The organism is Streptomyces sp. E11-3, from assembly GCF_046540415.1.
In the GTDB taxonomy this organism is placed as follows: domain Bacteria; phylum Actinomycetota; class Actinomycetes; order Streptomycetales; family Streptomycetaceae; genus Streptomyces.
Genome location: NZ_JAZGRL010000001.1, coordinates 2,699,502 through 2,723,960, shown reverse-complemented (window position 1 = coordinate 2,723,960; position 24,459 = coordinate 2,699,502). Strand labels below are relative to the sequence as shown.

At 69.6% G+C, this 24,459-nt stretch carries 27 protein-coding genes and 2 pseudogenes; 19 read left to right on the top strand and 10 right to left on the bottom strand.

The genetic code is table 11. From position 1 onward, the window contains the following. Window positions 1-485: 485 nt before the first annotated feature. From U9R90_RS12235 to U9R90_RS12225, 3 genes are all read right to left on the bottom strand, one after another. The gene (locus U9R90_RS12235; RefSeq protein ID WP_411056461.1) at window positions 486-923 is read right to left on the bottom strand and encodes a Uma2 family endonuclease; all 438 of its coding nucleotides are present in this window, start codon (window positions 921-923) and stop codon (window positions 486-488) included. A 133-nt stretch (window positions 924-1,056) separates the two neighbouring features. Continuing rightward, window positions 1,057-1,671 (bottom strand): Uma2 family endonuclease, encoded by a 615-nt coding sequence (locus tag U9R90_RS12230; protein ID WP_411056460.1) that lies wholly within the window; start codon window positions 1,669-1,671, stop codon window positions 1,057-1,059. A gap of 203 nt (window positions 1,672-1,874) precedes the next feature. Then, window positions 1,875-2,942 carry a peptidoglycan-binding protein gene (locus tag U9R90_RS12225; RefSeq protein WP_411056459.1) on the bottom strand — a complete coding sequence of 356 codons (1,068 nt, stop codon included), beginning with the start codon at window positions 2,940-2,942 and terminating at the stop codon, window positions 1,875-1,877. Window positions 2,943-3,393: 451 nt separating this feature from the next. Here U9R90_RS12225 and U9R90_RS12220 point away from each other — a divergent pair. From U9R90_RS12220 to U9R90_RS12200, 5 genes and pseudogenes are all read left to right on the top strand, one after another. Continuing rightward, window positions 3,394-3,693: pseudogene (locus U9R90_RS12220) on the top strand (urease subunit gamma); the annotation flags it as partial. Window positions 3,694-3,702: 9 nt separating this feature from the next. Next, window positions 3,703-4,218, top strand: coding sequence for an urease subunit beta (locus tag U9R90_RS12215; protein ID WP_411057719.1), 516 nt, complete (start codon window positions 3,703-3,705; stop codon window positions 4,216-4,218). Continuing rightward, window positions 4,215-6,380: an urease subunit alpha gene (locus U9R90_RS12210; protein ID WP_411056458.1), complete on the top strand. Its 2,166-nt coding sequence runs from the start codon at window positions 4,215-4,217 to the stop codon at window positions 6,378-6,380. The genes U9R90_RS12215 and U9R90_RS12210 overlap by 4 nt, the downstream gene beginning before the upstream one ends. Window positions 6,381-6,433: 53 nt before the next feature. Then, window positions 6,434-7,063 (top strand): hypothetical protein, encoded by a 630-nt coding sequence (locus tag U9R90_RS12205; protein ID WP_411056457.1) that lies wholly within the window; start codon window positions 6,434-6,436, stop codon window positions 7,061-7,063. Window positions 7,064-7,281: 218 nt separating this feature from the next. After that, window positions 7,282-7,485: a cold-shock protein gene (locus tag U9R90_RS12200; RefSeq protein ID WP_411056456.1), complete on the top strand. Its 204-nt coding sequence runs from the start codon at window positions 7,282-7,284 to the stop codon at window positions 7,483-7,485. Between the two features lie 69 nt (window positions 7,486-7,554). Here U9R90_RS12200 and U9R90_RS12195 read toward each other — a convergent pair whose 3' ends face one another. The 3 genes from U9R90_RS12195 to U9R90_RS12185 are packed head-to-tail and all read right to left on the bottom strand — an operon-like array spanning window position 7,555 to window position 9,418. After that, entirely contained in the window at window positions 7,555-7,986 is a 432-nt protein-coding gene (locus U9R90_RS12195; protein WP_411056455.1) for a hypothetical protein, read from the bottom strand. Between the two features lie 5 nt (window positions 7,987-7,991). Further along, entirely contained in the window at window positions 7,992-8,384 is a 393-nt protein-coding gene (locus tag U9R90_RS12190) for a roadblock/LC7 domain-containing protein (protein ID WP_411056454.1), read from the bottom strand. Next, window positions 8,381-9,418 carry a MarR family transcriptional regulator gene (locus tag U9R90_RS12185; protein ID WP_411056453.1) on the bottom strand — a complete coding sequence of 346 codons (1,038 nt, stop codon included), beginning with the start codon at window positions 9,416-9,418 and terminating at the stop codon, window positions 8,381-8,383. Before U9R90_RS12185 ends, U9R90_RS12190 begins: the two co-directional genes overlap by 4 nt. Window positions 9,419-9,764: 346 nt before the next feature. Here U9R90_RS12185 and U9R90_RS12180 point away from each other — a divergent pair, with 346 nt between their 5' ends. The 5 genes from U9R90_RS12180 to U9R90_RS12160 all read left to right on the top strand — a co-directional run bounded on the left by U9R90_RS12180 (window position 9,765) and on the right by U9R90_RS12160 (window position 12,925). After that, entirely contained in the window at window positions 9,765-10,196 is a 432-nt protein-coding gene (locus U9R90_RS12180; protein ID WP_411056452.1) for a hypothetical protein, read from the top strand. Continuing rightward, the gene (locus tag U9R90_RS12175) at window positions 10,193-11,080 is read left to right on the top strand and encodes a transcriptional regulator (protein WP_411056451.1); all 888 of its coding nucleotides are present in this window, start codon (window positions 10,193-10,195) and stop codon (window positions 11,078-11,080) included. The genes U9R90_RS12180 and U9R90_RS12175 overlap by 4 nt, the downstream gene beginning before the upstream one ends. Window positions 11,081-11,163: 83 nt before the next feature. Then, on the top strand, window positions 11,164-11,556 hold the full coding sequence (locus tag U9R90_RS12170; protein ID WP_411056450.1) for a roadblock/LC7 domain-containing protein: 393 nt from the start codon (window positions 11,164-11,166) through the stop codon (window positions 11,554-11,556). Window positions 11,557-11,612: 56 nt separating this feature from the next. Then, window positions 11,613-11,990, top strand: a complete 378-nt coding sequence (locus U9R90_RS12165) for a hypothetical protein (RefSeq protein ID WP_411056449.1) — start codon at window positions 11,613-11,615, stop codon at window positions 11,988-11,990. Between the two features lie 236 nt (window positions 11,991-12,226). Then, a complete protein-coding gene (locus tag U9R90_RS12160) occupies window positions 12,227-12,925 on the top strand; it encodes an ester cyclase (protein ID WP_411056448.1) in 699 nt (232 codons plus the stop codon). Window positions 12,926-12,953: 28 nt separating this feature from the next. Here U9R90_RS12160 and U9R90_RS12155 read toward each other — a convergent pair whose 3' ends face one another. Then, a complete protein-coding gene (locus tag U9R90_RS12155) occupies window positions 12,954-13,889 on the bottom strand; it encodes an alpha/beta fold hydrolase (protein ID WP_411056447.1) in 936 nt (311 codons plus the stop codon). 85 nt (window positions 13,890-13,974) lie between these two features. On the opposite strand from U9R90_RS12155, the gene U9R90_RS12150 reads away from it, so the two are divergent. The 5 genes and pseudogenes from U9R90_RS12150 to U9R90_RS12130 form a co-directional block, all read left to right on the top strand. Then, a complete protein-coding gene (locus U9R90_RS12150; RefSeq protein ID WP_411056446.1) occupies window positions 13,975-14,445 on the top strand; it encodes a MarR family winged helix-turn-helix transcriptional regulator in 471 nt (156 codons plus the stop codon). Window positions 14,446-14,470: 25 nt separating this feature from the next. Next, a complete protein-coding gene (locus U9R90_RS12145) occupies window positions 14,471-15,568 on the top strand; it encodes an amidinotransferase (protein WP_411056445.1) in 1,098 nt (365 codons plus the stop codon). A 46-nt stretch (window positions 15,569-15,614) separates the two neighbouring features. Continuing rightward, window positions 15,615-16,193: a hypothetical protein gene (locus tag U9R90_RS12140; protein WP_411056444.1), complete on the top strand. Its 579-nt coding sequence runs from the start codon at window positions 15,615-15,617 to the stop codon at window positions 16,191-16,193. 93 nt (window positions 16,194-16,286) lie between these two features. Beyond that, window positions 16,287-16,625, top strand: a complete 339-nt coding sequence (locus tag U9R90_RS12135; protein WP_411056443.1) for a DoxX family protein — start codon at window positions 16,287-16,289, stop codon at window positions 16,623-16,625. 55 nt (window positions 16,626-16,680) lie between these two features. Continuing rightward, a pseudogene (locus U9R90_RS12130) lies at window positions 16,681-16,869 on the top strand (transposase); the annotation flags it as partial. Between the two features lie 53 nt (window positions 16,870-16,922). On the opposite strand, the gene U9R90_RS12125 reads toward U9R90_RS12130, so the two are convergent. Next, the gene (locus U9R90_RS12125; RefSeq protein ID WP_411056442.1) at window positions 16,923-17,591 is read right to left on the bottom strand and encodes an alpha/beta fold hydrolase; all 669 of its coding nucleotides are present in this window, start codon (window positions 17,589-17,591) and stop codon (window positions 16,923-16,925) included. A 48-nt stretch (window positions 17,592-17,639) separates the two neighbouring features. Next, complete coding sequence (locus tag U9R90_RS12120) at window positions 17,640-19,700, bottom strand: ATP-binding protein (protein WP_411056441.1); 2,061 nt, start codon at window positions 19,698-19,700, stop codon at window positions 17,640-17,642. 396 nt (window positions 19,701-20,096) lie between these two features. Between U9R90_RS12120 and U9R90_RS12115 the strand changes: the two genes are divergently transcribed. From U9R90_RS12115 to U9R90_RS12100, 4 genes are read left to right on the top strand one after another with little or no spacing between them, the layout of a single operon-like run. Continuing rightward, the gene (locus tag U9R90_RS12115) at window positions 20,097-21,689 is read left to right on the top strand and encodes a hypothetical protein (RefSeq protein ID WP_411056440.1); all 1,593 of its coding nucleotides are present in this window, start codon (window positions 20,097-20,099) and stop codon (window positions 21,687-21,689) included. A 41-nt stretch (window positions 21,690-21,730) separates the two neighbouring features. Further along, window positions 21,731-22,291 (top strand): hypothetical protein, encoded by a 561-nt coding sequence (locus tag U9R90_RS12110; protein WP_411056439.1) that lies wholly within the window; start codon window positions 21,731-21,733, stop codon window positions 22,289-22,291. Window positions 22,292-22,331: 40 nt separating this feature from the next. Further along, on the top strand, window positions 22,332-23,051 hold the full coding sequence (locus U9R90_RS12105) for an SDR family oxidoreductase (protein WP_411056438.1): 720 nt from the start codon (window positions 22,332-22,334) through the stop codon (window positions 23,049-23,051). Between the two features lie 58 nt (window positions 23,052-23,109). Then, window positions 23,110-23,883 (top strand): class I SAM-dependent methyltransferase, encoded by a 774-nt coding sequence (locus U9R90_RS12100; protein ID WP_411056437.1) that lies wholly within the window; start codon window positions 23,110-23,112, stop codon window positions 23,881-23,883. Window positions 23,884-23,913: 30 nt separating this feature from the next. Here U9R90_RS12100 and U9R90_RS12095 read toward each other — a convergent pair whose 3' ends face one another. Further along, complete coding sequence (locus tag U9R90_RS12095) at window positions 23,914-24,267, bottom strand: ArsR/SmtB family transcription factor (RefSeq protein WP_411056436.1); 354 nt, start codon at window positions 24,265-24,267, stop codon at window positions 23,914-23,916. Window positions 24,268-24,459 lie beyond the last annotated feature (192 nt).

Here is a 24,459-nt window from a genome sequence, read left to right as displayed (position 1 = left end):
TCCCCCACACCCCCACCGCCACCTACGCCACCACAACCACCACGACCCCCGCCGCATAGCGGGACCGCGTCCCGCCACCGGGCAGGCTGCCCCCCGTAGCCCGCCTGGTGGCGCGGCGTGAAACTTTCCAAGGAGGGCGCCGACGCCGAAGGCCAGAGCGTGCCTCCGGACCCGCCACACATCCCAGGGCCGCGCCGCGGCACGCGGGTGCCGGGGTGCATGGCTGGCGTGGCGTTGTGGCGTAGCTCTTGAAAGGCGGTCTGCTGACGGCGTACTTGGTGGCCGTTGGCGGCGTGATCGGATTCCGCTGGGCCCGCAGGCGGCTACGCCGGTGAGCCACCAGCCCTTGAACGAGGGGGACTTGCGGGGGCTGGCTGGTGCAAGCGGTCGCCGCAGACCTGCTGTGCGGGGCCCTCGTCCTTGCCGTACTCCGTCGAAGAGTCCATACACCCAAAGTAGCGAGGCGGCAAAAGGTGTAGCTGCTGCTACTCGCTCCCGTCCGCCTCCGAGAAGCCACTGGTGTCCAGGTCGAAGTCGAAGGGCGCAGGTACGTGGACGGGCTGCCCGAAGGCCACAGTGGTCTGCGACCGGTATCCCTTTGGTGAGGGGTCCCAGAAGGCGGTGATCTCCTCGGCCTGCATGTCGACCACCAGGTAGATGTGGAGGTCTGGCCCGTAGGCCCGCTCCGTGGACGGGAAGCTGAACAGGAATGGTGCTACGTCAACGTCGTGGCCCTTCGGCGCGTGCGGCTCAAGACGCTGCCTGAGCAGCTTCATCGGCCTCTTGTCGCGAAGCTTGGACCGCGGCGACACGACGATCTTCCCCCGGATGAGCTCGGCCTTGTAGCCGTCTGGTGTGTCCAGCTCCTCGACGGTGCGGAGCATGGCCTCGAACGTCCCCTCTTCCGGGGTGTCTATGGTCATCGGCCGGTCGATCATGGCTGTCACCGAGGTCCTCCGCATGACGTACGAGGTGCGCTCCTGGTTCCACCACCGTAGCGCCGTGCGGCGAAGCAGGCTCCGGCAGCGATCCGGATCGCCCGGACGGGGAGAGCGGTCAGGTGCGGGGCTGTCCGGCCTTGAGGAGGGCGGTCACATCAAGGGTGACCTTGGCGCCGATGGACTCGGGGAGGGTGACCAGCTCGCCCGGTGCGTGGACGCGGTGGGTGTCGTACTCGTTGGCGACGGGGTCCGTGAGGACGTGCAGGCGCTGGTGCTTGCGGTCAAGGATCACATAGACCGGGATCTTGGCCATCGCGTAGGCGGCGACCTTCACGCGCAGGTCCTGCTGGTAGTTGCTGGAGGTGACCTCAAGGGCGAGCCGGAACACGGCGGGGTCGTAGCAGCCGTTCTCGACGAGGTGGTCGCGGTAGTCGGCGTCGACCACGGAGAAGTCCGGAATAGCGTAGTCCTCGGGGCCGTCGGGGAGCCACAATCCGATGCCTTGGATCACGCGTGTCTGCTCACCCAGGAGCCCAGCGTTGAGGAACGGAACCATGAGTTCCGACAGTGCGTCCCCGTGGGGGCCGTCAGGTGGCGGGGTCACGAGGATCGTTCCTCCGATGATCTCGACGCGGTGGCCCGGAAAGTGCTCCATGAGGCGGTCGGCCACGGCGGTCAGCGACGTGGGTGCGCTGGAGTCGAGAGGCGGCTCGACAGGTGCGGCAGACATGGCGGCCTCCTGTGGGCTGGTGTCGAGAGCATCATCGTAGGCAGCTATACGCCGATGTGTCCCGTACGGGCGGTGCTCGCCCGTACGGGTGAACGGCTGTGGGCGGTCTGTACCCGGAGTCACAGCAGGTCAAGGGAAGGGCCCCGGCGTGCCGCCGTGTGGCGGCACACCGGGGCCGGATCAGGGCTGGCCCGGCTTCGGGGTCAGCTTCCGATCAGGGCCTGCCAGGTCTGCGGCCCGACGATGCCGTCCACGTCCAGGTTCTTCTTCTTCTGGAAGCTGCGGACGGCGGACTTGGTCCCCGCGCCGAAGACCCCGTCGACGGAGAGCCGGTAGCCCTTGGTGTTGAGTTCCTTCTGGAGGGCGCGGACCGCGTCGCCCCTGGAGCCGGAGCGGACGGTCCTGATCAGCTTGGACCAGGTGTTCTTGCCGACGACGCCGTCCACGGAAAGGCCGCGGGAGCCCTGGAAGGACCGGACCTTGGAGCGGGTGTCGGACCCGAAGATGCCGTCCGTGGAGAGCTTGTGGCCGTGACTGCGAAGCAGGTACTGCGCGGCCGTGACGTCGACGCCGCGCTTGCCCTTCTGAAGGACCGGCCAGCTGGGCAGCTTGGGGTTGCTCGGCGGGGTGCTGCCGCCGCCGTCCCGGAGGTTGACCGGGCGGTAGGGCTTGTACTCGGTGCCGGACTTCAGGCCGTAGGTCACCTTGCGGTGGTCCGTGCCGTGGCCGCCGCGCTGCTCGTAGGCCCAGTAGGAGCTGCGCGAGGAGTTGGCCCACTTCTCGAAGATGACGACATGGCGGGTGTAGTTGTTGCCGTCGTAATCGATGAGCAGGTCGCCGGGCTTCAGGCTCTTCAGGCTGATCCGGTTCGTGTAGCCGTGGGTGGCCAGTCCGACGGTGTTGGTGCCCGGCTTCCCCAGGCCGAGCGTCATCGAGACGTAGCCCGAGCAGTCCTGCCGGTAGCCACGGAAGTTGGAGCCCTGGCTGTACGGCACCTGGCGGCCGTTGTAGGCGGTGAGCCAGGTCTTGGCGCGGCGCAGGACCTCCTTGCGGGAGATCGTCGGGGCCGCCAGGGTGGAGATCTCGGAGTTGTAGGCGGCCAGCTCCTTCGTGCTGGGCTCTCCGCCGTACTTCTGGCTGCTGGCGGCCTTGGCGGTGTCGGGTGAGTCGTCGGACGTGGAGCAGCCGACGCCACCGATGCCGATGGCCAGAGCTGTCGCCAGGGCGACGCCTATGGTGCCGTTGCGGTTGGTGCGAGTCTTTACGGACAAGGTTCTTCTCCCCGTTGGAGCCGGGAGCGGCTGGGCCCCCGGCAACTTTTGTGCCGTGCATGACAACCGGCAGGGCGGCGAATGGCCTGCGCCATCGCGACCGGAATCGGTAAGCCGCAGATAAGTAGACGGGGCTTGTGCGGCAGCGAGGTCCCCGCCTTGTCCGTGATTGGTAACCAACCTTGGCCGTAGGTCCACTTGAACCGCGCGAGCACCGCCTACGGTTCGCCCGCCGCCCTGAGTGTGGCGACGGCCTTGCATGAGGTGCGGGTAGGTCGTCGTCGTTGCGCCTTGTATTCATCCGATGGCGTGATGATCTGCGGTCTGGGTGACCTATCCGGATTTCGCCCTTGATGATCTAGAGGCGGCCTTGGAATGAACAGGCGGCACTCTCCGTGGCCTTGGGCGCGCCCGGCGGCACGCACCATCCGCACAACAGAAAGGGCTCATCGTGCATTTGACCCCGCATGAGCAGGAGCGCTTGATGATCCACGTCGCGGCCGACGTGGCACAGAAACGCCGTGATCGTGGGTTACGCCTCAACTATCCCGAGGTCATGGCCCTGTTAACCGTGTACGTCCTTGAACAGGCGCGCGACGGCAACAAGACGGTCAGCGACATCATGGATGAAGGCCGACGGCTGTTCACTCGCGACGACGTGATGGACGGCGTCCCGGAGATGATCAAGAACGTCCAGGTGGAGGCCACCTTCCCGGACGGCACCAAGCTGGTCACCATCCACGACCCCATCCCGGAGGCGGTGGAAGAGCCCGAGATCTACCCGGGCAAGGTGGAGCACCCGAAGCCGCCCCGCAAGGCGGAATGCCCGGTCGACTGCGACGACGCCGACAACTCATCCCCGTGCTGCGACGAGTGCGATGACACGGCCTCCCGGCACGAAGCGATCTACTTCAACGTGCACCTGGACGGGGGCACGTCCGCGGGCGCGGCAAGCCTCCAGGACAGTAAGACGACGATCAAGGTGAAGAACACGTCGGACCGCCCCCTCCAGGTCGGCTCCCACTATCACTTCGCCGAGGTCAACCCAGGGCTCACGGTCCTCAGCGTCAAGCGTTCGGAAGATTGGACGACCCCCGCTTCCCCCAAGCTCTGGGACTGCCCGGAAGCGAAGGGGCGGCGGCTCAACATCGCCGCCGGCACATCCGTGCGCTTCGAGCCCGGTGACGAGTGCTGCGTCGAGCTGGTGGAGATCCGGGGCACCGCCACCTCGGGCCTGCCCCAGATCCAGGGACTGCGCGAAGGGACCGTCCGATGAGCAAGAGGCAGCAGAGCAACGAGCTGACGCGGGCTGACTACACCGCCCTGTACGGGCCCACGACGCATGACCGGGTCCGGCTCGCCGACACCGACCTCACCGTGGAGATCGAGGCCGACTGGAGTGGCGGCCCGTCGTACAGCGGCAACGAGATGATCTTCGGCGGCGGCAAGGTGATCCGCGAATCGATGGGCATGTCGCACATCGCCAGGGACGGGAAGGACAGCAAGGCCACGGACACAGGGCACAGGCCCGTGGACACCGTCATCACGGGTGCGCTGATCCTCGACTGGTGGGGCGTGGTCAAGGCTGACATCGGCATCCGCGACGGTGAGATCGCTGCCATCGGCAAGGCGTACAACCCCGAAACGATGGACCCGATCGAGCGCTTCCAGATGCCGGACGGTTTCGACGCGAGGTTCACCGATCAGAAGCAGGCGGCCCTCACCACGGCCACGGTGACGCCGGAGAACTTCGTGGTCGGCCCGAGCACCGAGGTCATCTCCGGCAACGGGCGGATCCTCACCGCTGGCGGCGTGGACACCCACGTCCACTTCATCTACCCCGGGGAGATCCACGAGGCGCTCGCCTCGGGCGTGACCACCCTCATCGGCGGCGGCACCGGACCCGCCGAGGGCAGCACGGCCACCACCGTGACCCCGGGCGCGTGGCACATCACCCGGCTCTTCGAGGCGCTGGACGAGTTCCCCGTCAACATCGGCGTGCTCGGCAAGGGCAGCACGATGAACAAGGCCGAGCTCGTAGCACAGGTGGACGCCGGTGCTTGCGGCCTCAAGATCCACGAGGACTGGGGCGCCACGCCCGCGGTGCTCGACACGGCTCTGGACGTCTGCGACGAACGCAAGATCCAAGTCGCCCTGCACGCCGACTCGCTGAACGAATCCGGATTCCTGGAAGACACCCGTCACGCCTTCGTCAAGAAGGACGCCGACGGCAATCCCGTGGACGCCCAGGGCAATGCCACAACCGATGAACACGAGTACGTGCGCCGCCCCATCCACATCTTCCACGTCGAAGGTGCCGGCGGCGGTCACGCTCCGGACATGATCGAGCTGGTCAAGGACGCCAACGTCCTCCCGGCCTCGACCAATCCGACGCGTCCCCTGACGGTCAACACCGTCAAGGAACACATCGACATGATGATCATCTGCCACCACCTCAACCCGGACATCCCGGCGGACATGGCCTTCGCCGACTCCCGGATCCGGCCCTCCACCATGGCAGCGGAGGACCTCCTCCACGACATGGGCGCCATCTCGATGATGTCCTCCGACGCGCAGGCCATGGGCCGTATCGGCGAGATGGTCATGCGCACCTGGCAGACGGCGCACGTCATGAAGCGCCGTTACGGCGCACTGCCCGAGGACCTCGCGGCCGCGAAGGTCCCCACGATCGAGGACGACAACAACACCGGCACCCACCGGCACGACGCGGCGACACGCCTGCCGAACGACAACTTCCGGGCGCGCCGGTACGTCGCGAAGTACACGGTCAACCCGGCGATCACGCACGGCATCGACAAGTACGTAGGCTCCGTACAGCGGGGCAAGCTGGCCGACCTGGTGCTGTGGGAACCGAAGTTCTTCGGCGTGAGGATGCACATGGTCGTCAAGGGCGGCCAGCTCGCCTACGCACAGGTCGGCGACGCCAACGCCTCCATCACCACCCCGCAGCCCTACCTGCCGCGCCCGGTCTGGGGCGCCAGCGGCCGCTCCCCAGGGCGCAACTCGCTCAACTTCGTTGCCGAGAACGTGGGCGCCAAGCTGTCCAGCTACGAGAAGAATCCCGACGGGACCACCAAGAAGAGCGCCGACGGCACCCTCGTGAGGAAGACCGCTGAAGTCACCAGCAAGGAGCAGCGGGGGGACGACGAGATCACGGTGACGAGGCCCGAGGGTCTCGGCCTTGAGAAGGACTTCGTGGACATCACGGATACCCGGCGTATCACCAAGGCCTCCATGCTGCTGAACGACCGGGGCGCAGCGGGCAGGGAGCTGGACCTGGAGGTCAGCCACAACAGCTTCGAGGTCACCATCGGCGGTGCGACCACGGCGGACGCGCGTGCCGAGATCGACAAGGCGACCGTGCCGCTTTCCTACGTGACCGAAGTACCCATGGCGCAGCGGTACTTCCTCTTCTGAGCCACTGCCGTGCGTCCGGGCGGACACGCCACGTCCGCCCGGACNGCCTCACCGTGCTGAAGCGGACCCTGCGCACGACCGTGCTCGTCGCCGTGCTCGCCACCGTGGTCGCTGTCCCCGCCGCCGCTGCGCCTGCCCCTCCTGCGGCCCCCGCGGCCCCCGCGGCCTCCGTATCCGCCCCGGCCGCCCGCCTCGTCTCCACCCTCAAGGGGAACGCGCGGCTCGGGTACGAGGTCGCCGAGGAGGAGGTGCGGGTCACCGTCGACGCCCGCGCCAGATACTCCGTCGGCAGCTTCCCCACCAAATCCTGGGGCACCTTCCGTATCTCCCACGTCAAGGACGGCCGCGACTACTGGGGCGACTTCAAGATCGACTGCCTCACCACCGGCGGCCCCACCGCCACGGTCACCGGCCGACTCGTCCGTACGAGCCCCGACCACCCGTGGCAGACGGAACTGGACCCGCACACCCGCATGGGCCTCAGCTTCTACGTCCCGAAGCACGGCGAGGCCCGTGTCGGGCTCTCCGGCGCGACGCTGAAGGGCGAGCCGCTGCTGACCAAGTGCATGGCACCCGCGGCCGACATGCCGGTGGTGGACGGTGGTTACACCCTCCGCGACAAGCGACGCGGCAGCGCCGCCCCGACCACACCAGGTGGTCGGCCTTCCCGGGGCCAAGGGTGACGCTATCCGCCATGCGGGGGGCTGGGTGACGGTGAAGCCGCCTGCTGTCAGGGCTGTTCGTGTAGCGTCGCGAGCAGCTGTCGTGGTCCCGAAGTACCGGTCGCCTGTGAGCGCGAGTTCACGGGCGACTCGCCGTTCACAGTCTCTGAGGGCCAGGGCGATCAACTCCGGTTCCCGCACGGTGCGGGAACCGACCGCAAGCTCCCTTGGAGGAACGCATGGCCACCGGAACCGTGAAATGGTTCAACGCGGAAAAGGGCTTCGGCTTCATCGAGCAGGACGGCGGCGGCCCGGACGTCTTCGCCCACTACTCGAACATCGCCGCCCAGGGCTTCCGTGAGCTCCACGAAGGCCAGAAGGTGACGTTCGACGTCGTCCAGGGCCAGAAGGGCCCGCAGGCGGAGAACATCGTCCCCTCCTGAGCCGCGACCACACCACGCCCGCTCCCGCTTTGCCCGGGGGCGGGCGTCGTGCGGATGGTCCGCGCGGACTCACATCCCGGCGAACTCCTTCACCGCGCGCCTCGCCTGCGCGAAGAGCATGCCGACGTTCACGGACTTGCGGCAGACGGCGACAGCCACCACGTCCTGACGGTCGTTCATGCGGATGAACAGGTGCGTCAGGTGGTCACTGTTCACCAGGATCTCCTGGAAGTAGTGCTGGTCGTTGTTGACTCCTCGGCGCTCCTTGAAGACGTCCTCGATCATCACGACGGTGCGCCCCTGGAAGAGATCGAGGGTCGCGCCGGCGAGCAGGTCGAAGACCTCCGGCGGGTGGCTGTCCACGGTCTCGTACGAGAGGAGCATGCCGGTCGACATGTCGACGACACCGCTCGCGACGCAGTCCGGTGTCTCTGCTCGCAATGCCTTGACCAGGGCCATGCACTGGTCCGAGAAGCTCTGTGTCATGCGCTTGGTGGCCATTTCTTCTATGCCCCGTCCGTGTCCGTGTCCGTGTCCGTCAGGATGGATTCGATGCGCTTCAAGGCCGGTTGGGACTCCCGGTGCAGACCGTCGAGGTCGAGACCCTCGTCGCCCAGCACCACCATCAGCGCCTGGTCGCCCACGGCGTAGACCACCGCGCAGCCCTGGCTGCCGTACGACACCGTCCGGCGCAGCGTGCCGCGGCTGGTGGCCGAGACCAGGCGCTGGGAGAGCCCCAGGCTCGCCGCGGCGAGTGCCGCGACCCCCTCGGGTTCGATGGCCTTGTCCGTGTCAGCCGCGATGAGCAGCCCGTCGGCGGCGGCCACCGCCGCGTCCGTGACCCCCGCCCACTGCTCCCTTAGCTCCCTCAACTCGCCGGTCAACGCCTCGTGATTCATTCAGTGGTTCCCCTTGCCTGTGCGTGGTGCTTGTGCGTGGTGCTTGTGCGTGGTGCTGTGCCGTCGTCGTACGTACTGCTGTCCGCGGGCTCCTTCGGGACGGGGCAGCCGGAATCCGCCGAACGGATTCGGCCCGCCCACCGGAAGAGCCCTCTCCAACTCGCCGCGGGGTCCCCCGCGGCGAGAGCTCCGGTCCTGCCGCTCGCCCCGGGGCTGCGGCGTGGAAGGTGTCCGGAGGAACCGGTTTCGGTTCCCTCCCTGCCGCCGGGCTTCCGGGGGCGCAGGGCCGGATAGGTGCGGGGCTGTGCCCCGGTGGCGGCCACGGTGGCGGCGCGCCCGACCCTGGCCAGCAGGCCCTCGCCGAGCATGCGGGACGTCTCCACGGTCACGGTGTAGACGCCGCGGCCTGCCATGAACGCGATGTCGCGCGGCGTGCGGCGGCCGTCGGCGAGGTAGAGGATCTCCCGCCGTACGGCCGACAGCCGGTCCGCCGGGACATCGGTCGCGCTGCCGGGCACCAGGCGGTGCCGGTCCGGCAGGACGAAGTGCGGGAGCTGGGCGAGCCCCGCCAGTTTCCGGGCGGCCTCCTGAAGCAGGCGGGTGGGTTCCTCGCCGCGGCCGACCGGGACGAGCTCGCCGCTCTCGGGGGCGGTGGCGCACTCGGTCACCTCGCCCGCGACCATCGCGAACACCGCGTCCCGTGCGGCCATCACACAGATGACGCGCAGTTCGGCCGCCCCGATACAGCCGCGCGCGATCAGCTCGGGTCCTGGCCAGCGCGCGGACGCGCCTGCCGCCAGGACATCGGCCCAGTCGGCCTCGCTCAGGCGTCCCGAGCGCAGCAGCAGCGCCTCCGGGCCAGGGGCACCCGGGCTCTCCACGGCGACCACCTGCCCGCGTCGGAGATGGAAGACGCCTCCGGGGCTGCCCGTCACCCGCACCCTTCCGGTCACCGCGTCGCCCTCACACCGGGTGAGCGTGCGCGACAGCAGGCCGTATCCGGCCGGATCGAGGACGCCGGGCAGGTCCGACACCGCTCCTCCTGACTGCCGAGCCCTATGGATGGACGACTGCGAGTCCGCCCCCTGATCCCCAACTCGGTTCAGGACACGTCGAATTCACACACATGCCCGACGTGTGACATCGCGGATGTATGTCTACCAAGCAGCACCGGAATTTCCGCACGAGCTGAACAAAGTGATGAAACATAGCCAAGTCAGATGAAAGAACGGACATCCCGCGGTGCGGAGTTATCGGACTCGGGCATGTTCCGCTGGAATGTTCCCGTCTACTTCCCGGGTGTTTCCGCCCTGCATAACCTCCGCGTCATCGCGGTGCGGCAGTTGTGCCGATCGCCGCGCGGGGAGAGGAGTGGGGCGGGTGCCCGGTATCGACGTATGCCTGCGTGAAGTCATGTCCTTGCCGGGCTCGCGGGGCGCCGCACTCGTGGACTGGAGCTGCGGTCTCGCCCTCGGGTCGGTCGGGGACGCGCCAGGAGGCACACCTGAGACCGCCGCCGCGGAGACCGCGGACCTGGCCCGCCTGTCCATGGAGTACGGCACCTTCCAGTCCGCACCGGAGACCGATGGTCCGGACCGCACCGACGGCCCGGACCGCACCGACGGCCCGGGGTGCCGTGCCGTCGAGGACCTGATCGTCACCACGCGCACCGCGTACCACGTACTGCGCTTCATCGAGACGGCCTTCGACAGCAGCGTCCTGCTGTACGTGTGGCTCGACCGCGACACCGGCAACCTCGCGGCCACCCGGCTCCGCCTCCGGGATGTCGCCGAACGACTGGTCCTGGAATGAGAACGGCCGTGCCCGCTTCCCCGCTGCCCGCCCGCTGCTCCATGCTGCTCCGCCTGGCCACCGAGCGGGCCACCGGTGCGCTGTTGCGCGAGGCCGGGACGCTCTACCTCGCCGACGGCCGAGTCGTGCACGCCGAGAGTGCGGCGGCGCCCGGCGTCGACGTCCTGCTGACGGCGTCCGGCCGACTGCCGCGCGCCGCCTGGGACGAGATGGTCGCGCGGGGGGACGAGATGGTCGCGCGCGTGGGCCCTCATCCCACCGCGAGCCACCTCCTGGCCGACGGCGGCCCGCTGACTCCGGGCGAGTTGGAGCTCTGCCTGCTGACGTCGTTGTTCGACGCCGCGCACTTCGCCCTGGCCCCGTGCCGCGGTCCGGCCCGGTTCCAGAAAGGCCTCGTCCACCGGCTCGGCACGGTCTGCGCCGTACCCGCCGAGCTGGTGGAAGCGGAGTGCCGACGGCGCAGGCGGCTGCTCGACGCCCTGTGGCCGGGCCCGGCGATCGACACCCAGCCCTTGGTCCGGCGGCGGCCGGCCCCCGGCCAGACCGTGCCGCGGCACCAGAGCGCCCTGCTCGAATTCGCCGACGGCACACACACCCCGGCGGACATCTCCCGGCTGCTCGGCCGTCCGGCCTTCCGTGTCCTGCTCGACGTGCGCCGACTGGCCGTCGCGGGACTGATCGCCCCGCCCGGCCCGCCGTCCGGTGCCACGCCCGGACGCTCGCCGGGACCCTTGCCGAGAACCGCGCAGCGAACCGCGCAGCGAACCGCGCCGACAACCGCGCCGAGACCTTCGCCGGACGACAGGCCCTGGGCCCCGGACGGGTTCGCCGAACCCGACACGGCCTTGCTGCGTCGGCTTCGTAGCGCCCTGGAGGCCCTGTGACATCCGGTACCGACCCACCGGGCCGTGAGTACGCCGTGAGGCTCCTGGCCCGCCGCGCCAGGAGAAGACAGAGGAGGTATCTGATGGCGGCAGCACCCGAGGTGCTCAGTGAACTCAGACGGCTGCGGGCCTGCGTTCCCCAGCTCACCGGTGCACTGGCAGCCGGAGCCGACGGCCGCGTGCTCGCGCGGGACACCGTGAACGAACGGACGGAACACCTCGCCCGGCTCACCGCGGACGCGCTCGGCGCCGCCCAACTGCTGTCGGACGCGGTCGGTCAGGGCCGCGCCGGCGAAGTACTGATCCACGGCGAAGGGGGCTATGCCGCGGCCTACGCGGCGGGCCCCTCGGCCGTCCTGATGCTCCTGGCGGAGCCGCGCGTCAACGTGGGCCGGCTCCATCTGGAGGCGCGCCGTTCCAGCGCACGCATCAGCGAGCTGCTCGACGGTGTGCTCGACCGACTGGAGAACACCTGACCATGACTCCCCCCGCTCCCCGCTCCAACAGCAGACGAAAAGGAAGTACGAGCCCCATGTTCAACACTGATACCGCGCTCAAGGAAGCAATGACCTCCGTCGACGGCGCTCTCGGCGCGGCCCTCGTCGACTACAACAGCGGCATGGCCCTCGGCACTCTGGGAGGCAACAAGGACCTCGACATGAACGTGGCCGCGGCGGGGAACACGGACGTCGTCCGCGCCAAGGTGCGCGCCATTGAGATGCTCGGCATCAAGGGCGGGATCGAGGACATCCTGATCACACTCAACGACCAGTACCACCTGATCCGGATCCTCGTGTCCCACAACAAGAACAACGGCCTGTTCCTCTACATGGCGCTCGACAGGAGCAAGGCGAACCTGGCGATGGCGCGCCACCAGCTCAAGAGGATCGAGTCCGAACTCGAGGTCTGACCCGCCCACCGCCCCGCGCACGGCACTCATTCGATTGCGATGGGGACGGGCGGAAACCACGAACGGTGACTGGGCGGTACGGGACACCGGGACACCGGGGCGTCTCAAGGCGCCCAGTCACCTTTGTGACGCGATACCGCGACTCTTCCCCCCGGGGGTCGGCCGCCCGCGACAGGGCGGTGGGGCGGGCATAGCCTGAAGATATTGGGACGCTCCTACGCGAGGAGATGAGCGTCATGACATTCGTGCAGGTCATCGACTGCCAGACAAGCCGCATCGACGAGCTGAACCGGGTGATGGACAGCTGGGCCGAGGCCACCAAGGGGAAGCGGACCGCCACCCACGCGATCATGGGGCAGGACCGCGCCGACGCGTCGCATGTCGTGGAGATCGTGGAGTTCCCCTCGTACGAGGAGGCGATGAAGAACTCGCACCTTCCCGAGACCAACCGGATCTTCGAGGAGATGGTGGCGCTGTGTGACGTGGCGCCGACCTTCACCGATCTGGACGTCGTACGCGACGAGCAACTGAACAAGGACGCGGTACGGCGGTTCTTCGAGGAGGTCGTGAACAGCTGCAACGTCGACGCCGCGGACGCGCTGTGTACCGCCGACTACCGCGAACACGACCCGTCCCTGTCGTCCGACGACCTCGCTTTCGAACAGCTCAAGCGGGAACGCCGGGAGACCCTGGAGGCCCTCGAACCCCGGATGGTCATCGAGAGCATGACCGCCGAGGGCGACCTCGTGACCGCGCGGCTCTCCATCACGGGTCGACACGCCCGCGAATTCAAGGGAATCAAGGCCACCAACAAGGAGCTCGTCGGCGGAACCGGCCACTGCACCTTCCGCTGCGAAGGCGGCAAGCTGGCCGAGAGCTGGTGGAACCTCGACAATCTGGGCCTGATGCAGCAGCTGGGCGCCCTGGGAGGCTAGCGCGGGCCGTACCCCGCGCCCCGGACCGTCAGCTCAGGAACTTCGTGAGCAGGCGGTTGAGTTCGGCGGGCCGCTCGGTCGGGATGGAGTGATGGGACGCGTCGGGCAGCGTGGCGACGGTCGCGTGCGGCAGGAGCCGACGGGCGCTGTCGGCAACGCGTCGGACGTCGTGCACGCGGCTGTGCCCGGCCAGGAGCACCAGCGTCGGGATGTCCCGGAGTGCCCCGAGGCTCTCCTCCTTGGGACGCCGCATCGCGACGACCTTCGACCGCTCCGCGGTGGCGGCGCTGTCCAGGAAGGCCTGCCAGACGGGATCGGCGGGCGCGCGGCCGGTCTCCCAGCGGAGGAAGGCGCGTTGGCGTTGGGCGGTCGGCCTGAGCAGGAGCGGGACCGCGTGTAGCAGGTAGCGCGGGCTCATGCCGCCGAAGCAGTTGGTGGGGTCGAGGAGCGCGAGTCCGCTGACGCGTTGGGGTGCGTGCAGGGCGTAGTTCAGGGCGATCCACGCACCGTACGAGTGCCCGCACAGCCGCACGCCGTCCCGCGGTCCTGGTCCCAGCTCCGGCCCCGGGCCCAGCTCCGGCCCCGGGCCCAGCTCCGGCCCCGGGCCCGGCTCCGGTGCCAGCCCCAGTTCCGATGCTGCGAAGACCTCGTCCAGCCACGCCATCAGATCCCCGACGCCGCGCAGCGGCGCCCCGTCGTGGACGCTGCGGCCGATGTCGCCCATCAGGTCGACCGCGTACACGCGGTGGGCGCGGGCGAGCTCCTCCACGTTGGCGAACCACGAGGCCGCGGTGGTCCCGCCGCCCGGTAGGAGGACGAGCGGGGGTGCGTCTTCGGGCCCGCAGACGTGGACGCGGGTCGTGCCGTAGGCGGAGTGCACGTCCACGCTGCGGAGATCGGCGGGCCATCGCTCCCGCAGCACGGTGTCGTACGCCGTGAAGAAGCCCGCCGCTGCGTCGTTCATGGCTGCTGTTCCCTCCGCTAGAATCACTCGTCTGTCGATTCTCTCGATCGTCGAGATAATAGCGGGGCGAGCCTCGGAGGGACACATGGACGATCAGAGCGCGGAACTCCAACTGGTCCACCTCCTGCGCGCCATCACCGTCGAACTCGACCTCTTCGCCGCCGAGTTCGCCTCCCGCAACGGCCTGCACCCCACGGACGTACGCGCATTGATCAACCTGCTGGACGCCGACCGCGCGGACATCGCCGCCACACCTGGGTGGCTGGGCCCGCAGCTGGGCCTGAACTCCGCGTCCACCACCGCGCTCATCGACCGACTGGAGCGGCTGGGTCTGGTCCGCCGCGAACGGGACACCCGCGACCGCCGCCGCGTACTGCTGGCCGTCGAGGACAAGGCCGTCGCCCTGGGCTGGTCGTTCTTCGGCCCGCTGATCAACGAGATGGTGACGGCTACCCGCTCCTTCGACGAGGCGGAGCTGGCGACGGTCCGCCGCTTCCTGACGCGCATGCGCGACGTCACGGCGACCAGCAGGAGAGAGGGAGTTCGTACGCTTTAGGTAACACATTGATATATTTGGTGCCGTGGAGCCTCTCGTTTCCCCGGTCAATTCACACAACGAGTGGGACCCGCTGGAGGAGGTCATCGTCGGACGTCTCGACGGCGCGACGATCCCTTCCGACCATCCGGCCGTGGCCTGCAACATTCCGGCATGGGGTGCGCGGCTGCAGGGACTTGCCGCCGGTCTCGGCTATCCGCGCGCGCTGATCGAGCGGGCGCAGCATGAACTCGATGAGTTCATCGCTCTCCTGCGGTCCCTCGGCATCACGGTCAGACGCCCGGACGTGGTCGCCCACCGGGAACGCTTCAGCACCCCCGACTGGTCATCGCGCGGATTCTGCAACGCCTGCCCGCGCGACAGCATGCTCGTGATCGGCGACGAGATCATCGAGACCCCGATGGCCTGGCCCTGCCGGTATTTCGAGACCCACGCCTATCGCGCGATCCTCAAGGACTACTTCCGGCGCGGTGCGCGCTGGACGGCGGCACCCAAGCCGCAGCTCACCGACGAACTGTTCGAGGCGGATTTCCGTGTCTCCGATGCGGGCGAGCCGGTGCGCCGCATCCTCACCGAGTTCGAGCCGGTATTCGACGCGGCGGATTTCGTGCGTGCGGGACGCGACCTGTTCGTGACGCGGAGCAACGTCACCAATGCGATGGGCATCGAATGGCTGCGCCGCCATCTCGGATCCGGCTATCGCATCCACGAGATCGAGAGCCGCTGCCGCAGACCCATGCACATCGACACGACGTTCCTCCCGCTCGCGCCCGGCAAGGCACTGGTCAATCCCGAGTACGTCGACGTCGACCGCCTGCCCGACATCCTGACCTCGTGGGACATTCTGGTGGCCCCCGAGCCCAACCCGATCGACGAGCGCCTGCTCAAGGTCACCTCGATGTGCGGCAAGTGGCTCAGCATGAACGTCCTCATGATCGACGACAGGCGGGTGATCGCGGAGCGGCACCACACCGACATGCTGCGCGCGCTGGAAGGGTGGGGGTTCGAGCCGATCCCGTGCAATTTGCTGCACTACGCGCCGTTCGGCGGCTCGTTCCACTGCGCGACGCTCGATATCCGGCGTCGCGGCACGCTGGAATCGTATGTCCGGCGCTCGGGGTAGGGTCCCTCCCGCGCAATGTCCGTAAGCCGGGGGAGTCCGACCCATCATGCATCCCGTCGCACGCGAGGACGCCGAGCAGTCGGCGGAACTGGTGTATCTGCCGACGCTCGATGACATCCGCGCGGCTCTGCGGGTGCGGGCGCGCGTGCTGGCGCGGTCGCGGGCGTGGCTGCGGCAGACGGGGATCGGTGTCGGCGTTTCGGTGGTCGGCGCGGCGGTCTTCGGCTGGGCGGTGTCCCTTCCCGTTGAAGGCATGGCGACGCTCGTGGGGCTCCCCGTCGCCGGGGCGCTGACCGGCTGGCTGGTGGGGAGCCTGGTCGCCTGGGCGAGCAGGCGGCGGCAGGCCCGGGCGGTGTACCGGATGGCCGCCGCCGAAGGCGAGTACCGCATGACCATCGACGGGTCCGGCGTGCGGGGCGCGGGGGCGCACACGACGGTGACTGTCGGATGGGGGCCGTACCCCTACTTCGTCGAGACCCCGGACCTGTTCGTGGTGCTGGGCAAGGACACCCGCGCGGTCGGGTACGTCATCATCCCCAAGCGCGGGGTGCGGAGCGCGTCCGACGTCGACCGCCTGCGGGACATCCTCGACCGCCACCTCGTACGCACCGAACTCGTCTCCTAGGACTCTCCTGGGATTCTCCTAGGACCGGTCACATTCCTGCTCCGGGGCGGGTCATAGGGAGTGACGCACCCGATCCGATGAGGAGCACTCCTGATGTCCACCGCCTACGTCGTCGTCACCGTCCTTGCCGCCGTCATGGCAGGCTTCTCGGCCGCCTCCGTCTTCTTCCGGGTCAAGTGGGTCGTGGAGCCCCTGGCCGAGTACGGCGTTCCCCGCTCGTGGTGGACCTGGCTCGGCACGGCCAAGGCCGCGGGGGCGGCCGGGCTGCTGGTCGGCCTGGCCGTGCCCGTCATCGGGCTGCTGGCCGGGATCGGCCTGGTGCTCTACTTCACCGGCGCCGTCATCACCGTGCTCCGGGCGCGCCGGTACGCCCACATCCCGGCCCCGCTGATGTACGCGGCACCGGTGGTCGCCGCCCTGGCACTCACCTGAGAAGCCAAGCGATCGAGCCGCTGTTGCCCACGGTTGAGAGTGGGCCCCGGCGCCGCGGCGTGGCACCGGGCACGGCTCCGGCCTCCGCGCCCAACGCTGGGTCGTAGAGCGTGCGTTCGCTCGTCTGCACTGGTTTCGCCGCCTGCGGATCCGTTGGGAGATCCGCGACGACATCCACGAAGCCCTTCTGGTCCTCGGACGCGCGCTCATCTGCTGGAGGCGTCTGGTGTCCGCTTCCGGGTGAACCGGCGCTGTGGTCGGCGCCGGTTCACCCCAGTCGTCGCGGGGGTTTTGCGGTCAGCGCAGCGGTCGAAAGGCGCGGCGCAGGTCGTCTACCCAGGCGTCGGGGTCCCCCCACTGCCCGAAGTGGCCGCCCTTGTCACGGACGTTGACGTCGCGCAGGTCCGCGTAGATGTGGGCGCCGATCTGCCGCAGCAGCGCCTCGTACTGTTCGGGGGTGTTGATTCCCGGGGAGGCGGAGTCGCCGAGGTGCAGGCTGAAACTGGTGGGCACGGTGATGGCCGGGTGGGTCCACCGCTCAAGGAGCCAGGCCAGCAGTCCGGCCGGCGAGTCGTTCAGGCCATGGGTCGCGGTCTGGGCGTCCAGGCAGGCCACGACCACGTGCGAGACGAGTGTCTCGTCGTACCACTTGAAATCGGCGCGCAGTTCGGGCGAGGCGTCCTCGGGGGCCTGCCGAGCGCCGGTGGAGTCCCCGTAGCGGTCTCCCTGGAACGCCGGCAGCTCGGAGGGCATGCCCAGACGGACCCCGATGACCTGCTCGGGGTAGCGGTGGGCGAGCTGGGCGGCGACCTGGGCTCCGTAGTCGGAACCGCAGACCGCGTACTTCTCGTGGCCGAGGTCCTCGGTCATGAGGGTGTGGAAGCGGTCGGCCATGGACACGTGGTTCTTGTGCCCGTTCGTCAGCGGGGTGGAGACGCCCGTCATCTCCGCGACCACGTCGAGCATCGCGATCGGAAGGATGGGCCCGGCCCGGGCGGGCGTTGGACTGCGCGATCAGGTCTGGTGCAGGGCGTAGGCGAGGCCGTCGTCGGTGCTGTCCTCTAGGCCCTTGCGGAAGGCCGCCTCGTACCCGGTGTCCCCGGTGGTCTCCCGTGCTTGGCGTTCGCAGGCTTCGCGGGCGGCGAGGAGGTCGGGCAGGCCGACCTGCGACCGGCCGGTGGTGTCCCAGATCCGCTGGCTGATGCCCAGGAGGCGGGCCGCCCGCTCGCCCTGTCCGGTGGCGGCGGCTACCGAGGCCAGCAGGTCGAGGGCCATGGCGATGCCGATGCTGTCGTGGAGCGCGGCCTTACCCTTCAGGGCGGTTCGCGTGTGCGTGGCGGCCTCGTCCAGTCGGCCCAGGCCGAACGCCGCCTGCCCCTGTACGTAGTCGGCGAAGGCCCGGATCCACCGCTCGCCGCGTTTGACGCACTCCGCGCGCAGAGCGGCGGCTGCCGCGGCGGCCTCCGTGAACTCCCCCAGGCTGGTGTAGGCGTACGTGCGTACCAGCCATGTCAGGAAGCGCGCCCCGGTGTACGCACCGCCGTGCTCCTGGGTGTACGGCACAGCATCGAAGACCGTGGCGGCCTGCGCGGGTTTCCCGCACAGCACCAGGTGCGTGCCTTCGAGGTGGGCGGTGGCGATCAGCGAGGCCGGGTCGGCCGGCGCCTCGGCGTCGGCCCGGAACTCCTGTGCCATTCGCGCGACGGTGTCGGAGTCGCCCTGCCCCATGGCGACCACGCCGCCGGTCCACACCCCTTTGCTGCGGGCCGGGCCCGATGTCGGGCACTGCTGCAGGGCTCGGTCGAGGTAGTGGCGGCCTTCCCGCAAGAAGCCGCAGGCGAGCCAGAAGAACCACAGGGCCCCGCCCAGTTCCAGCGCGGTGCGTCCGTCCTTCCCCTCGCCCAGGCAGAAGTCCAGCGCGGCACGGAAGTTGGCATGGTCAGCGGACGTCCGCTCGTACCAGGCGAGCTGTTCGGGCCCCATCCAGGCGGCGTCCGCGCGCAGGGCCAGCGCCCGGTAGTGGATCCGGTGGCGGCAGCGCAGTTCCTCCGCCTCGCCCAGGTGGCGCAGCCAGCCGGCGCCGAATTCGCGCAGCGTGTCCAGCATGCGGTAGCGGTCCCCGTCGGCGTTGGGCTGCCAGGCCACGATCGACTTGTCCACCAGCGCGGCCAGCAGGCCAGTGATGCGTTCGGCAGGCAGATGCCGGTCGGCGCACACCGTGCGAGCCGCCTCGGCGTCGAAGGTCCCGGCGAATACCGACAGGCGGGCCCACAGCAGGCGTTCGGCCGGGCAGCACAGCTGGTGGCTCCAGCCGATCGCGGTCCGCAGGGCCTGGTGCCAGGGCGGCTCGGTCCCGTACACCACCGTGTCGGTGTCCCCCAGGACGGCGAACCGGTCGTCGAGGCGGTCGGTCAACTCCCGCACCGACAGCTCGCCCAGGCGCGCAGCGGCCAGCTCGATGGCCAACGGCAGACCTTCCAACCGCCGGGCCAGGCCAACCAGATCGGCCCGGCCAGCGTCGTCGGCCGCGAGGCCGGGAACCTTCTGGGCGGCGCGCTCGGCCAGCAGCACCACCGCATCCGCCTCGGCCGCCGCCGCGTCGTCGGTCTGCGGGAGAGCCAGCGGCTCGACCGTGCACACCTCCTCGCCGGGAACGTTCAGCGGACATCGGCTGGTGACCAGGACCCGCAGGCCCGGCGCGGCCCGCGACAGCACCTCGAGGGTCAGCGCGCAGGCGTCGGCCAGATGCTCGCAGGTGTCCAGGACCAGCAGCAATTCCCGGTCGGCCAGATACTCGGCCAGGACATCGATCATCGGGCGGGTGGTCTGGTCGGCCAGCGGCAGCGCCTCGGCGATGGCATACGGCAGCGCGTCGCCCTCGCCCAGCGGCGACAGTTCCACCAGCCACACCCCGTCCCGGAAGCGGGATTGCAGCCCGGCCGCGGCCTCCAGCGCGAGCCGGGTCTTACCCACCCCGCCGACCCCCGTGAGCGTCACCAACCGCGCCGCCCCCGCGAACAGCAGCCCGATCTCAGCCAGTTCGGTACGGCGGCCCACCATGCTCGTCTTTCCCACCGGCAGATTGCCCACCTGCCGCTCGCCCTTCTCCCCTCTGCACTCGCCCGCGCAGGGCCGGGCACACAGCTTGCCCGCCCTCAGCCACGCCGCGTGCAGCCAGGGAGAAAGTGCTCTACAACGCCGGAAGCGGACTGTGGCAGTACAGGGAATGACAAGATCTGTGCGCGCCATGCAAACGACCGACCGGCGGCGCAAGCACTACCGGTTCGGCACCGGATCCGGTCCAGGGTGATCGACCCGATTCGCGACCGTCCATGATTCGCCAGACACGCGTTAGGCCCGCCACTGGGCCCACGGGCTCAAGACCCCGCGCCCGGTCCTGCCTAGCCTCGGGGCGTCGCAGCAGCGAGCGGCGCCCCGTAGCGCGGGGTGGGGCCGGGCAAGGGGTGTGGGATGGCGGGGAGTTCGGGGCGCGAGGAGAGCGAGGGAAGCAAGCGGAGGCCGCGCGACACCGGTGCCGCGACCCTTGAGTACGCCGCCGTGCTCGCCCTCATCGCGGCGATCGCCGTGGCGACGTTCGCCACCCCCACCGGCGCGGTCGTCGCGGAGCGCGCCCGGTGTGCCGTGCTGGCCATCGTCGGGCAGGGCGGCGGCGGTTGCGCTGGCAGCGGCGACCAGGCGGACGACGGCAACGGCGGCAACGACGGCAGGACCGACGAGGACTACCGGCCGACGGAGTGCCAGGTCGCCAGCAGCACCGAGACCGTGAGCAACGAGGCCAAGATCCTCTGGTTCACGGTCGGCGACAAGCACCAGTTCAAGATGGAGGAGTTCAACGTCGAGGGCCCGAACGGCGAACGCACGAAGAAGTACCAGATGACGTTCGCGGACGGGGTGAACGCCGGCCTGGAGTTCAAGGCGGGCTTCGGCGCCAAGGCCGACCTCGGCGAAGGCGCCAAGCCGGGCGCGGGCGGGACCGTGAAGGTGGGCGGCGGCCTGGAGTTCACCGAGGGCGACACCTGGGTCTTCGACAGCAAAGGAGAGGCCGAGAGGTTTAAAGGCGACCTGCAGCGTCTGCACGAAGCCGACCAGAGCAACTGGACCAAGCCCGGCTGGCGGATCATCCGGGATACGTACCGCGAGCACGTATCCGGCAGCAACAAGGAGATCCGCGAGCGCCTCGAACGCGAGATGGACGCCAACCGCGTCACCTTCCGCACCCTCCAGACCAGCGCGGGCGTCGAAGCCAACCTGGCCGGACCCGCACTCGGCGACCTGGAGGTGGGCGCCTCCGGGAAGCTGGAGGTGGCCAGCAGCGTCACCACGGCCGACGACGCCAAAGCGGGGACGACGACCGAGACGTACGCCTTCCAACTCCGAGGCGAACTGGGCGCCGAGGTGGACGCAGGCGTCGCCGAGGCCGGGGCGTACGCGGGACACACGCGCAACGGCGCGATCGGCGTCACCCGGGGCCAGGACGACGGCGAGCTGCGGAAGATCGTCATCACCCGCACCGTGGACACCAAGGCGCGCGCGGACGCGGGGATCACCGCACCGGGCGGCGACGGAGCCGGGTCGGGGTCGGGGTCGGGCAAGGGTGGCGACAGCGACGCCGACGGCGACGGCAGCGGCAACCTCGGGGTGAGCGCCGGTATGGGCGAGACCGAGGTCATCACCACCACCCTGGAGATCCCCGAGGGCCCCGACGGCGACCAGATGCGCGCCACGGCCGAGCGGTGGCTGAACGACCCGACCAACGCCGCGAAGCCCTTCGAGACGGCCTTCATGGACCCGGCCCCGGCGACCCGCCCGGACCGCGGCGACGCGTTCGGCAACCTGCTGTTCGAGCACGCCAAGACGACCAGGGCGACGTACGACTCGGTGGAGGACAGCGCCAGCTTCGGCTTCGAACTCAACGCCATGGCCAGCCTGGGCTACGACAGGACGATCACCGAGACCAGCGCGGAGATCAGGTCGGGCGACTACCTTGGCATGCCTCAGGGCGACAACCGCAGGTACCAGCGCAACGAGATCTGCGACCAGTGAGGACGACCGATGAGGGACTGGACCGGAAGGGCCACCACGTCATGAGGTACAGGAACGCGGCCCTGGGCGCCGCGCTCGTCGCCACGCTGCTGACCGGCTGCGGCGGCGACGGCGACGGCAGCACACCCGCGAGCGAGAAGAACACCCTCACGGCCGGGAAGGTGTCCGTCACCTTTCCCACGGGCTGGGAGGAGGGCGACCCCACCGACGACCTCGACGCCGTCGCCGAACTCCGCAAAGGCGGCGACCCCGTCGGCAGGCTCTCCGTCAGGCGCGACTTCTCCACCGCGAGCAGCGTCGCCTTCGCCGCCCACGATGCCCGCCGTACGTACACCTTCGGCGGCGGTACGAAGACCTTCGGGAAGGTCGACCACGACGGCGTCCCCGGCGAGGTCTTCCGCATCGACTACCCGGAGCGTGAGTCCCCGGGCGGGGAGGGGCTGGCGCGCAAGGGTGCCAAGGTCCTGGGCACGGATCTGATCGCCGCGGAGGGCGGGAACGGCAAGCGGCCGTTCGTCCTCGTACGGCTCAACTACGTGGCGGGGCAGCTGACTCCGGCCGAGGTCGAGGAGATCGTGAAGTCGGTACGGGTGGCGGACTGACCTTGACATCGAGCGCGCTCCAAGTGATGCACTCGCCGCCATGAAGCCGACCCACACCAACAACACCCCACCCGTCACCCTCATCACCGGCGGCGGCAGCGGTATCGGAGCCGCCGCCGCGCGCCAACTCCTCGCCCAGGGCCACCGGGTGGCCGTCACCGGCCGCGGCGAGGACCGCCTCCGTACGTTCGCGAAGGAACTCGGCTCGCCCGCCGAGCTGTTGACGCTGCCGGGGGACGCGGCCGACCCCGCCTCGGTGGAGGCGGCGGTCGCGACCACGGTCGCGGAGTTCGGGCGGCTGGACGCCGCTGTCGCCAACGCCGGGTTCGCCACCCACGACACCCTCGCCGACGGGGACCCCGAGGGCTGGCGCGAGATGGTGCTGACCAATGTCCTGGGCCCCGCGCTGCTGATCCGGGCCGCGCTGCCGCACCTCAAGGAGTCACGGGGGCGGATCGTGCTGGTCGGCAGCGTCGCGGGGTTCGTCTACGGGCCGGGCAACTTCTACGGCGCGACCAAGTGGGCGGTGACCGGGCTCGCCGAGAACACCCGGCGGATGGTCACGGGGGACGGCGTCGGCGTCACGCTGATCGCTCCGGGGCGGGTGGAGACGCCGTTCTGGGACGGTCTGGGCCACCTCCCGGACGGGCTGCTGCTCACCGCGGACCAGCTCGCCGACTCGCTGGTGTGGGCGATCAACCAGCCCAGCGGGGTGGACGTCAACACGGTGGTGGTACGGCCGGTGGGCCAGCCGGTGTGAGCGGCGGCTGAGGCGAAACCGGGGTGCGACCGTCCGCGCCCGCTGCGACGATCGCCGTATGAGTGTGAGCCGTACGTCGTCCTTCGATGACCTCGTCGCCGAGGCCGCCGCCGCACCCGTCGCCGGCTGGGACTTCTCCTGGTTCGAGGGGCGCGCGACCGAGGCCCGGCCCTCCTGGGGCTACCAGCGCTCCCTGGGCGAGCGGATGGCGGTGGCCACGGCCGCCCTGGACATCCAGACCGGCGGCGGCGAGGTGCTCGCGGGCGTACGGAAGCGGCCGCCGCTGTGTGTCGCCACCGAGGGCTGGCCGCCGAACCTCGCCAAGGCGACCGCGCTGCTGCACCCGCTGGGTACGGCCGTGGTCGCCGCCCCCGAGGAGCCGCCGCTGCCGTTCGCGGACGGCGCCTTCGACCTGGTGGTCAGCCGTCACCCGCAGAAGCCGTACTTCACGGAGATCGCGCGGCTACTCCGCCCCGGTGGTACGTACTTCGCCCAGCATGTGGGCCCGGCCAGCGTCTTCGAGCTCGTCGAGTACTTCCTCGGGCCGCAGCCGGAGGCCGTACGGCGCGGTCGGCACCCGGAGCTGGAGCGTGCGGCGGCCGAGGCGGCCGGGCTCGACGTGGTCGACATGCGGATGGAATGGCTGCGGATGGAGTTCCACGACGTCGGGGCGGTCGTGCACTTCCTGCGCAAGGTGGTGTGGATGGTGCCGGACTTCACCGTCGAGAAGTACCGCGTACGGCTGCGGGAGTTGCACGACCAGATCCAGGTCGACGGGCCGTTCGTGGCGCACAGTTCGCGGGTTCTGGTCGACGCCCGGAAGCCCGGGTAAGGCCGGTGGTGGCCAGGTGACCATGTGGCACTACGCGGGCTCGTCGTGTAGGCCCAGGCGCAGGTGCTCCACGTGGAACAGCGCCTGGTCGAGCAGCTCGGCCACGTGGTGGTCGTACAGCGCGTAGACGATCGAGCGGCCCTGGCGCTCGCCCCTGACCAGGCCCAGGTTGCGCAGCAGCCGCAGCTGGTGGGAGCAGGCGGACTGCTCCATCCCGGCGGCTTCGGCGAGCTCGCCCACCGCGCACGGGCCCTCCTGGAGCCGGGCCAGGATGCGCAGCCGCGACGGGGTGGCCAGGGCCTGGAGGGTCGCGGCGACGTCATCGGCGCCCACGGTGTCCAGGCGTTCGCGGGTGGTGCGCTGCTGGTCGACTCCGTGGCCCATGGGTTCATCGTATCGATGTGCCAAGAGGCGTCGAAACGAATGAACGCGTGAACGAGCGAGCGGGCGAACGCGCGAGCGAACGAATGCATGAAGAGCTGTTCATGCATTCCTGTATGGTGGAGGAGTCCCTGCCGCCCCCTGCCCGTGAAGGGTCCCTTCGCCATGCCCGCAGCCCCGCCCACGGCCGCCGCC

Excerpts from the sequence above, each read along its gene's own strand:
- U9R90_RS12115 (WP_411056440.1), top strand. The coding sequence starts at position 20,097 with ATGGCGGGGAGTTCGGGGCGCGAGGAGAGCGAGGGAAGCAAGCGGAGG.
- U9R90_RS12190 (WP_411056454.1), bottom strand. The coding sequence starts at position 8,384 with ATGAATCACGAGGCGTTGACCGGCGAGTTGAGGGAGCTAAGGGAGCAG.
- U9R90_RS12100 (WP_411056437.1), top strand. The coding sequence starts at position 23,110 with ATGAGTGTGAGCCGTACGTCGTCCTTCGATGACCTCGTCGCCGAGGCC.
- U9R90_RS12110 (WP_411056439.1), top strand. The coding sequence starts at position 21,731 with ATGAGGTACAGGAACGCGGCCCTGGGCGCCGCGCTCGTCGCCACGCTG.
- U9R90_RS12135 (WP_411056443.1), top strand. The coding sequence starts at position 16,287 with ATGTCCACCGCCTACGTCGTCGTCACCGTCCTTGCCGCCGTCATGGCA.
- U9R90_RS12150 (WP_411056446.1), top strand. The coding sequence starts at position 13,975 with ATGGACGATCAGAGCGCGGAACTCCAACTGGTCCACCTCCTGCGCGCC.
- U9R90_RS12140 (WP_411056444.1), top strand. The coding sequence starts at position 15,615 with ATGCATCCCGTCGCACGCGAGGACGCCGAGCAGTCGGCGGAACTGGTG.
- U9R90_RS12125 (WP_411056442.1), bottom strand. The coding sequence starts at position 17,591 with ATGCTCGACGTGGTCGCGGAGATGACGGGCGTCTCCACCCCGCTGACG.
- U9R90_RS12160 (WP_411056448.1), top strand. The coding sequence starts at position 12,227 with ATGACATTCGTGCAGGTCATCGACTGCCAGACAAGCCGCATCGACGAG.
- U9R90_RS12155 (WP_411056447.1), bottom strand. The coding sequence starts at position 13,889 with ATGAACGACGCAGCGGCGGGCTTCTTCACGGCGTACGACACCGTGCTG.
- U9R90_RS12210 (WP_411056458.1), top strand. The coding sequence starts at position 4,215 with ATGAGCAAGAGGCAGCAGAGCAACGAGCTGACGCGGGCTGACTACACC.
- U9R90_RS12165 (WP_411056449.1), top strand. The coding sequence starts at position 11,613 with ATGTTCAACACTGATACCGCGCTCAAGGAAGCAATGACCTCCGTCGAC.
- U9R90_RS12170 (WP_411056450.1), top strand. The coding sequence starts at position 11,164 with ATGGCGGCAGCACCCGAGGTGCTCAGTGAACTCAGACGGCTGCGGGCC.
- U9R90_RS12230 (WP_411056460.1), bottom strand. The coding sequence starts at position 1,671 with ATGTCTGCCGCACCTGTCGAGCCGCCTCTCGACTCCAGCGCACCCACG.
- U9R90_RS12200 (WP_411056456.1), top strand. The coding sequence starts at position 7,282 with ATGGCCACCGGAACCGTGAAATGGTTCAACGCGGAAAAGGGCTTCGGC.
- U9R90_RS12195 (WP_411056455.1), bottom strand. The coding sequence starts at position 7,986 with ATGGCCACCAAGCGCATGACACAGAGCTTCTCGGACCAGTGCATGGCC.
- U9R90_RS12235 (WP_411056461.1), bottom strand. The coding sequence starts at position 923 with ATGACCATAGACACCCCGGAAGAGGGGACGTTCGAGGCCATGCTCCGC.
- U9R90_RS12095 (WP_411056436.1), bottom strand. The coding sequence starts at position 24,267 with ATGGGCCACGGAGTCGACCAGCAGCGCACCACCCGCGAACGCCTGGAC.
- U9R90_RS12175 (WP_411056451.1), top strand. The coding sequence starts at position 10,193 with ATGAGAACGGCCGTGCCCGCTTCCCCGCTGCCCGCCCGCTGCTCCATG.
- U9R90_RS12105 (WP_411056438.1), top strand. The coding sequence starts at position 22,332 with ATGAAGCCGACCCACACCAACAACACCCCACCCGTCACCCTCATCACC.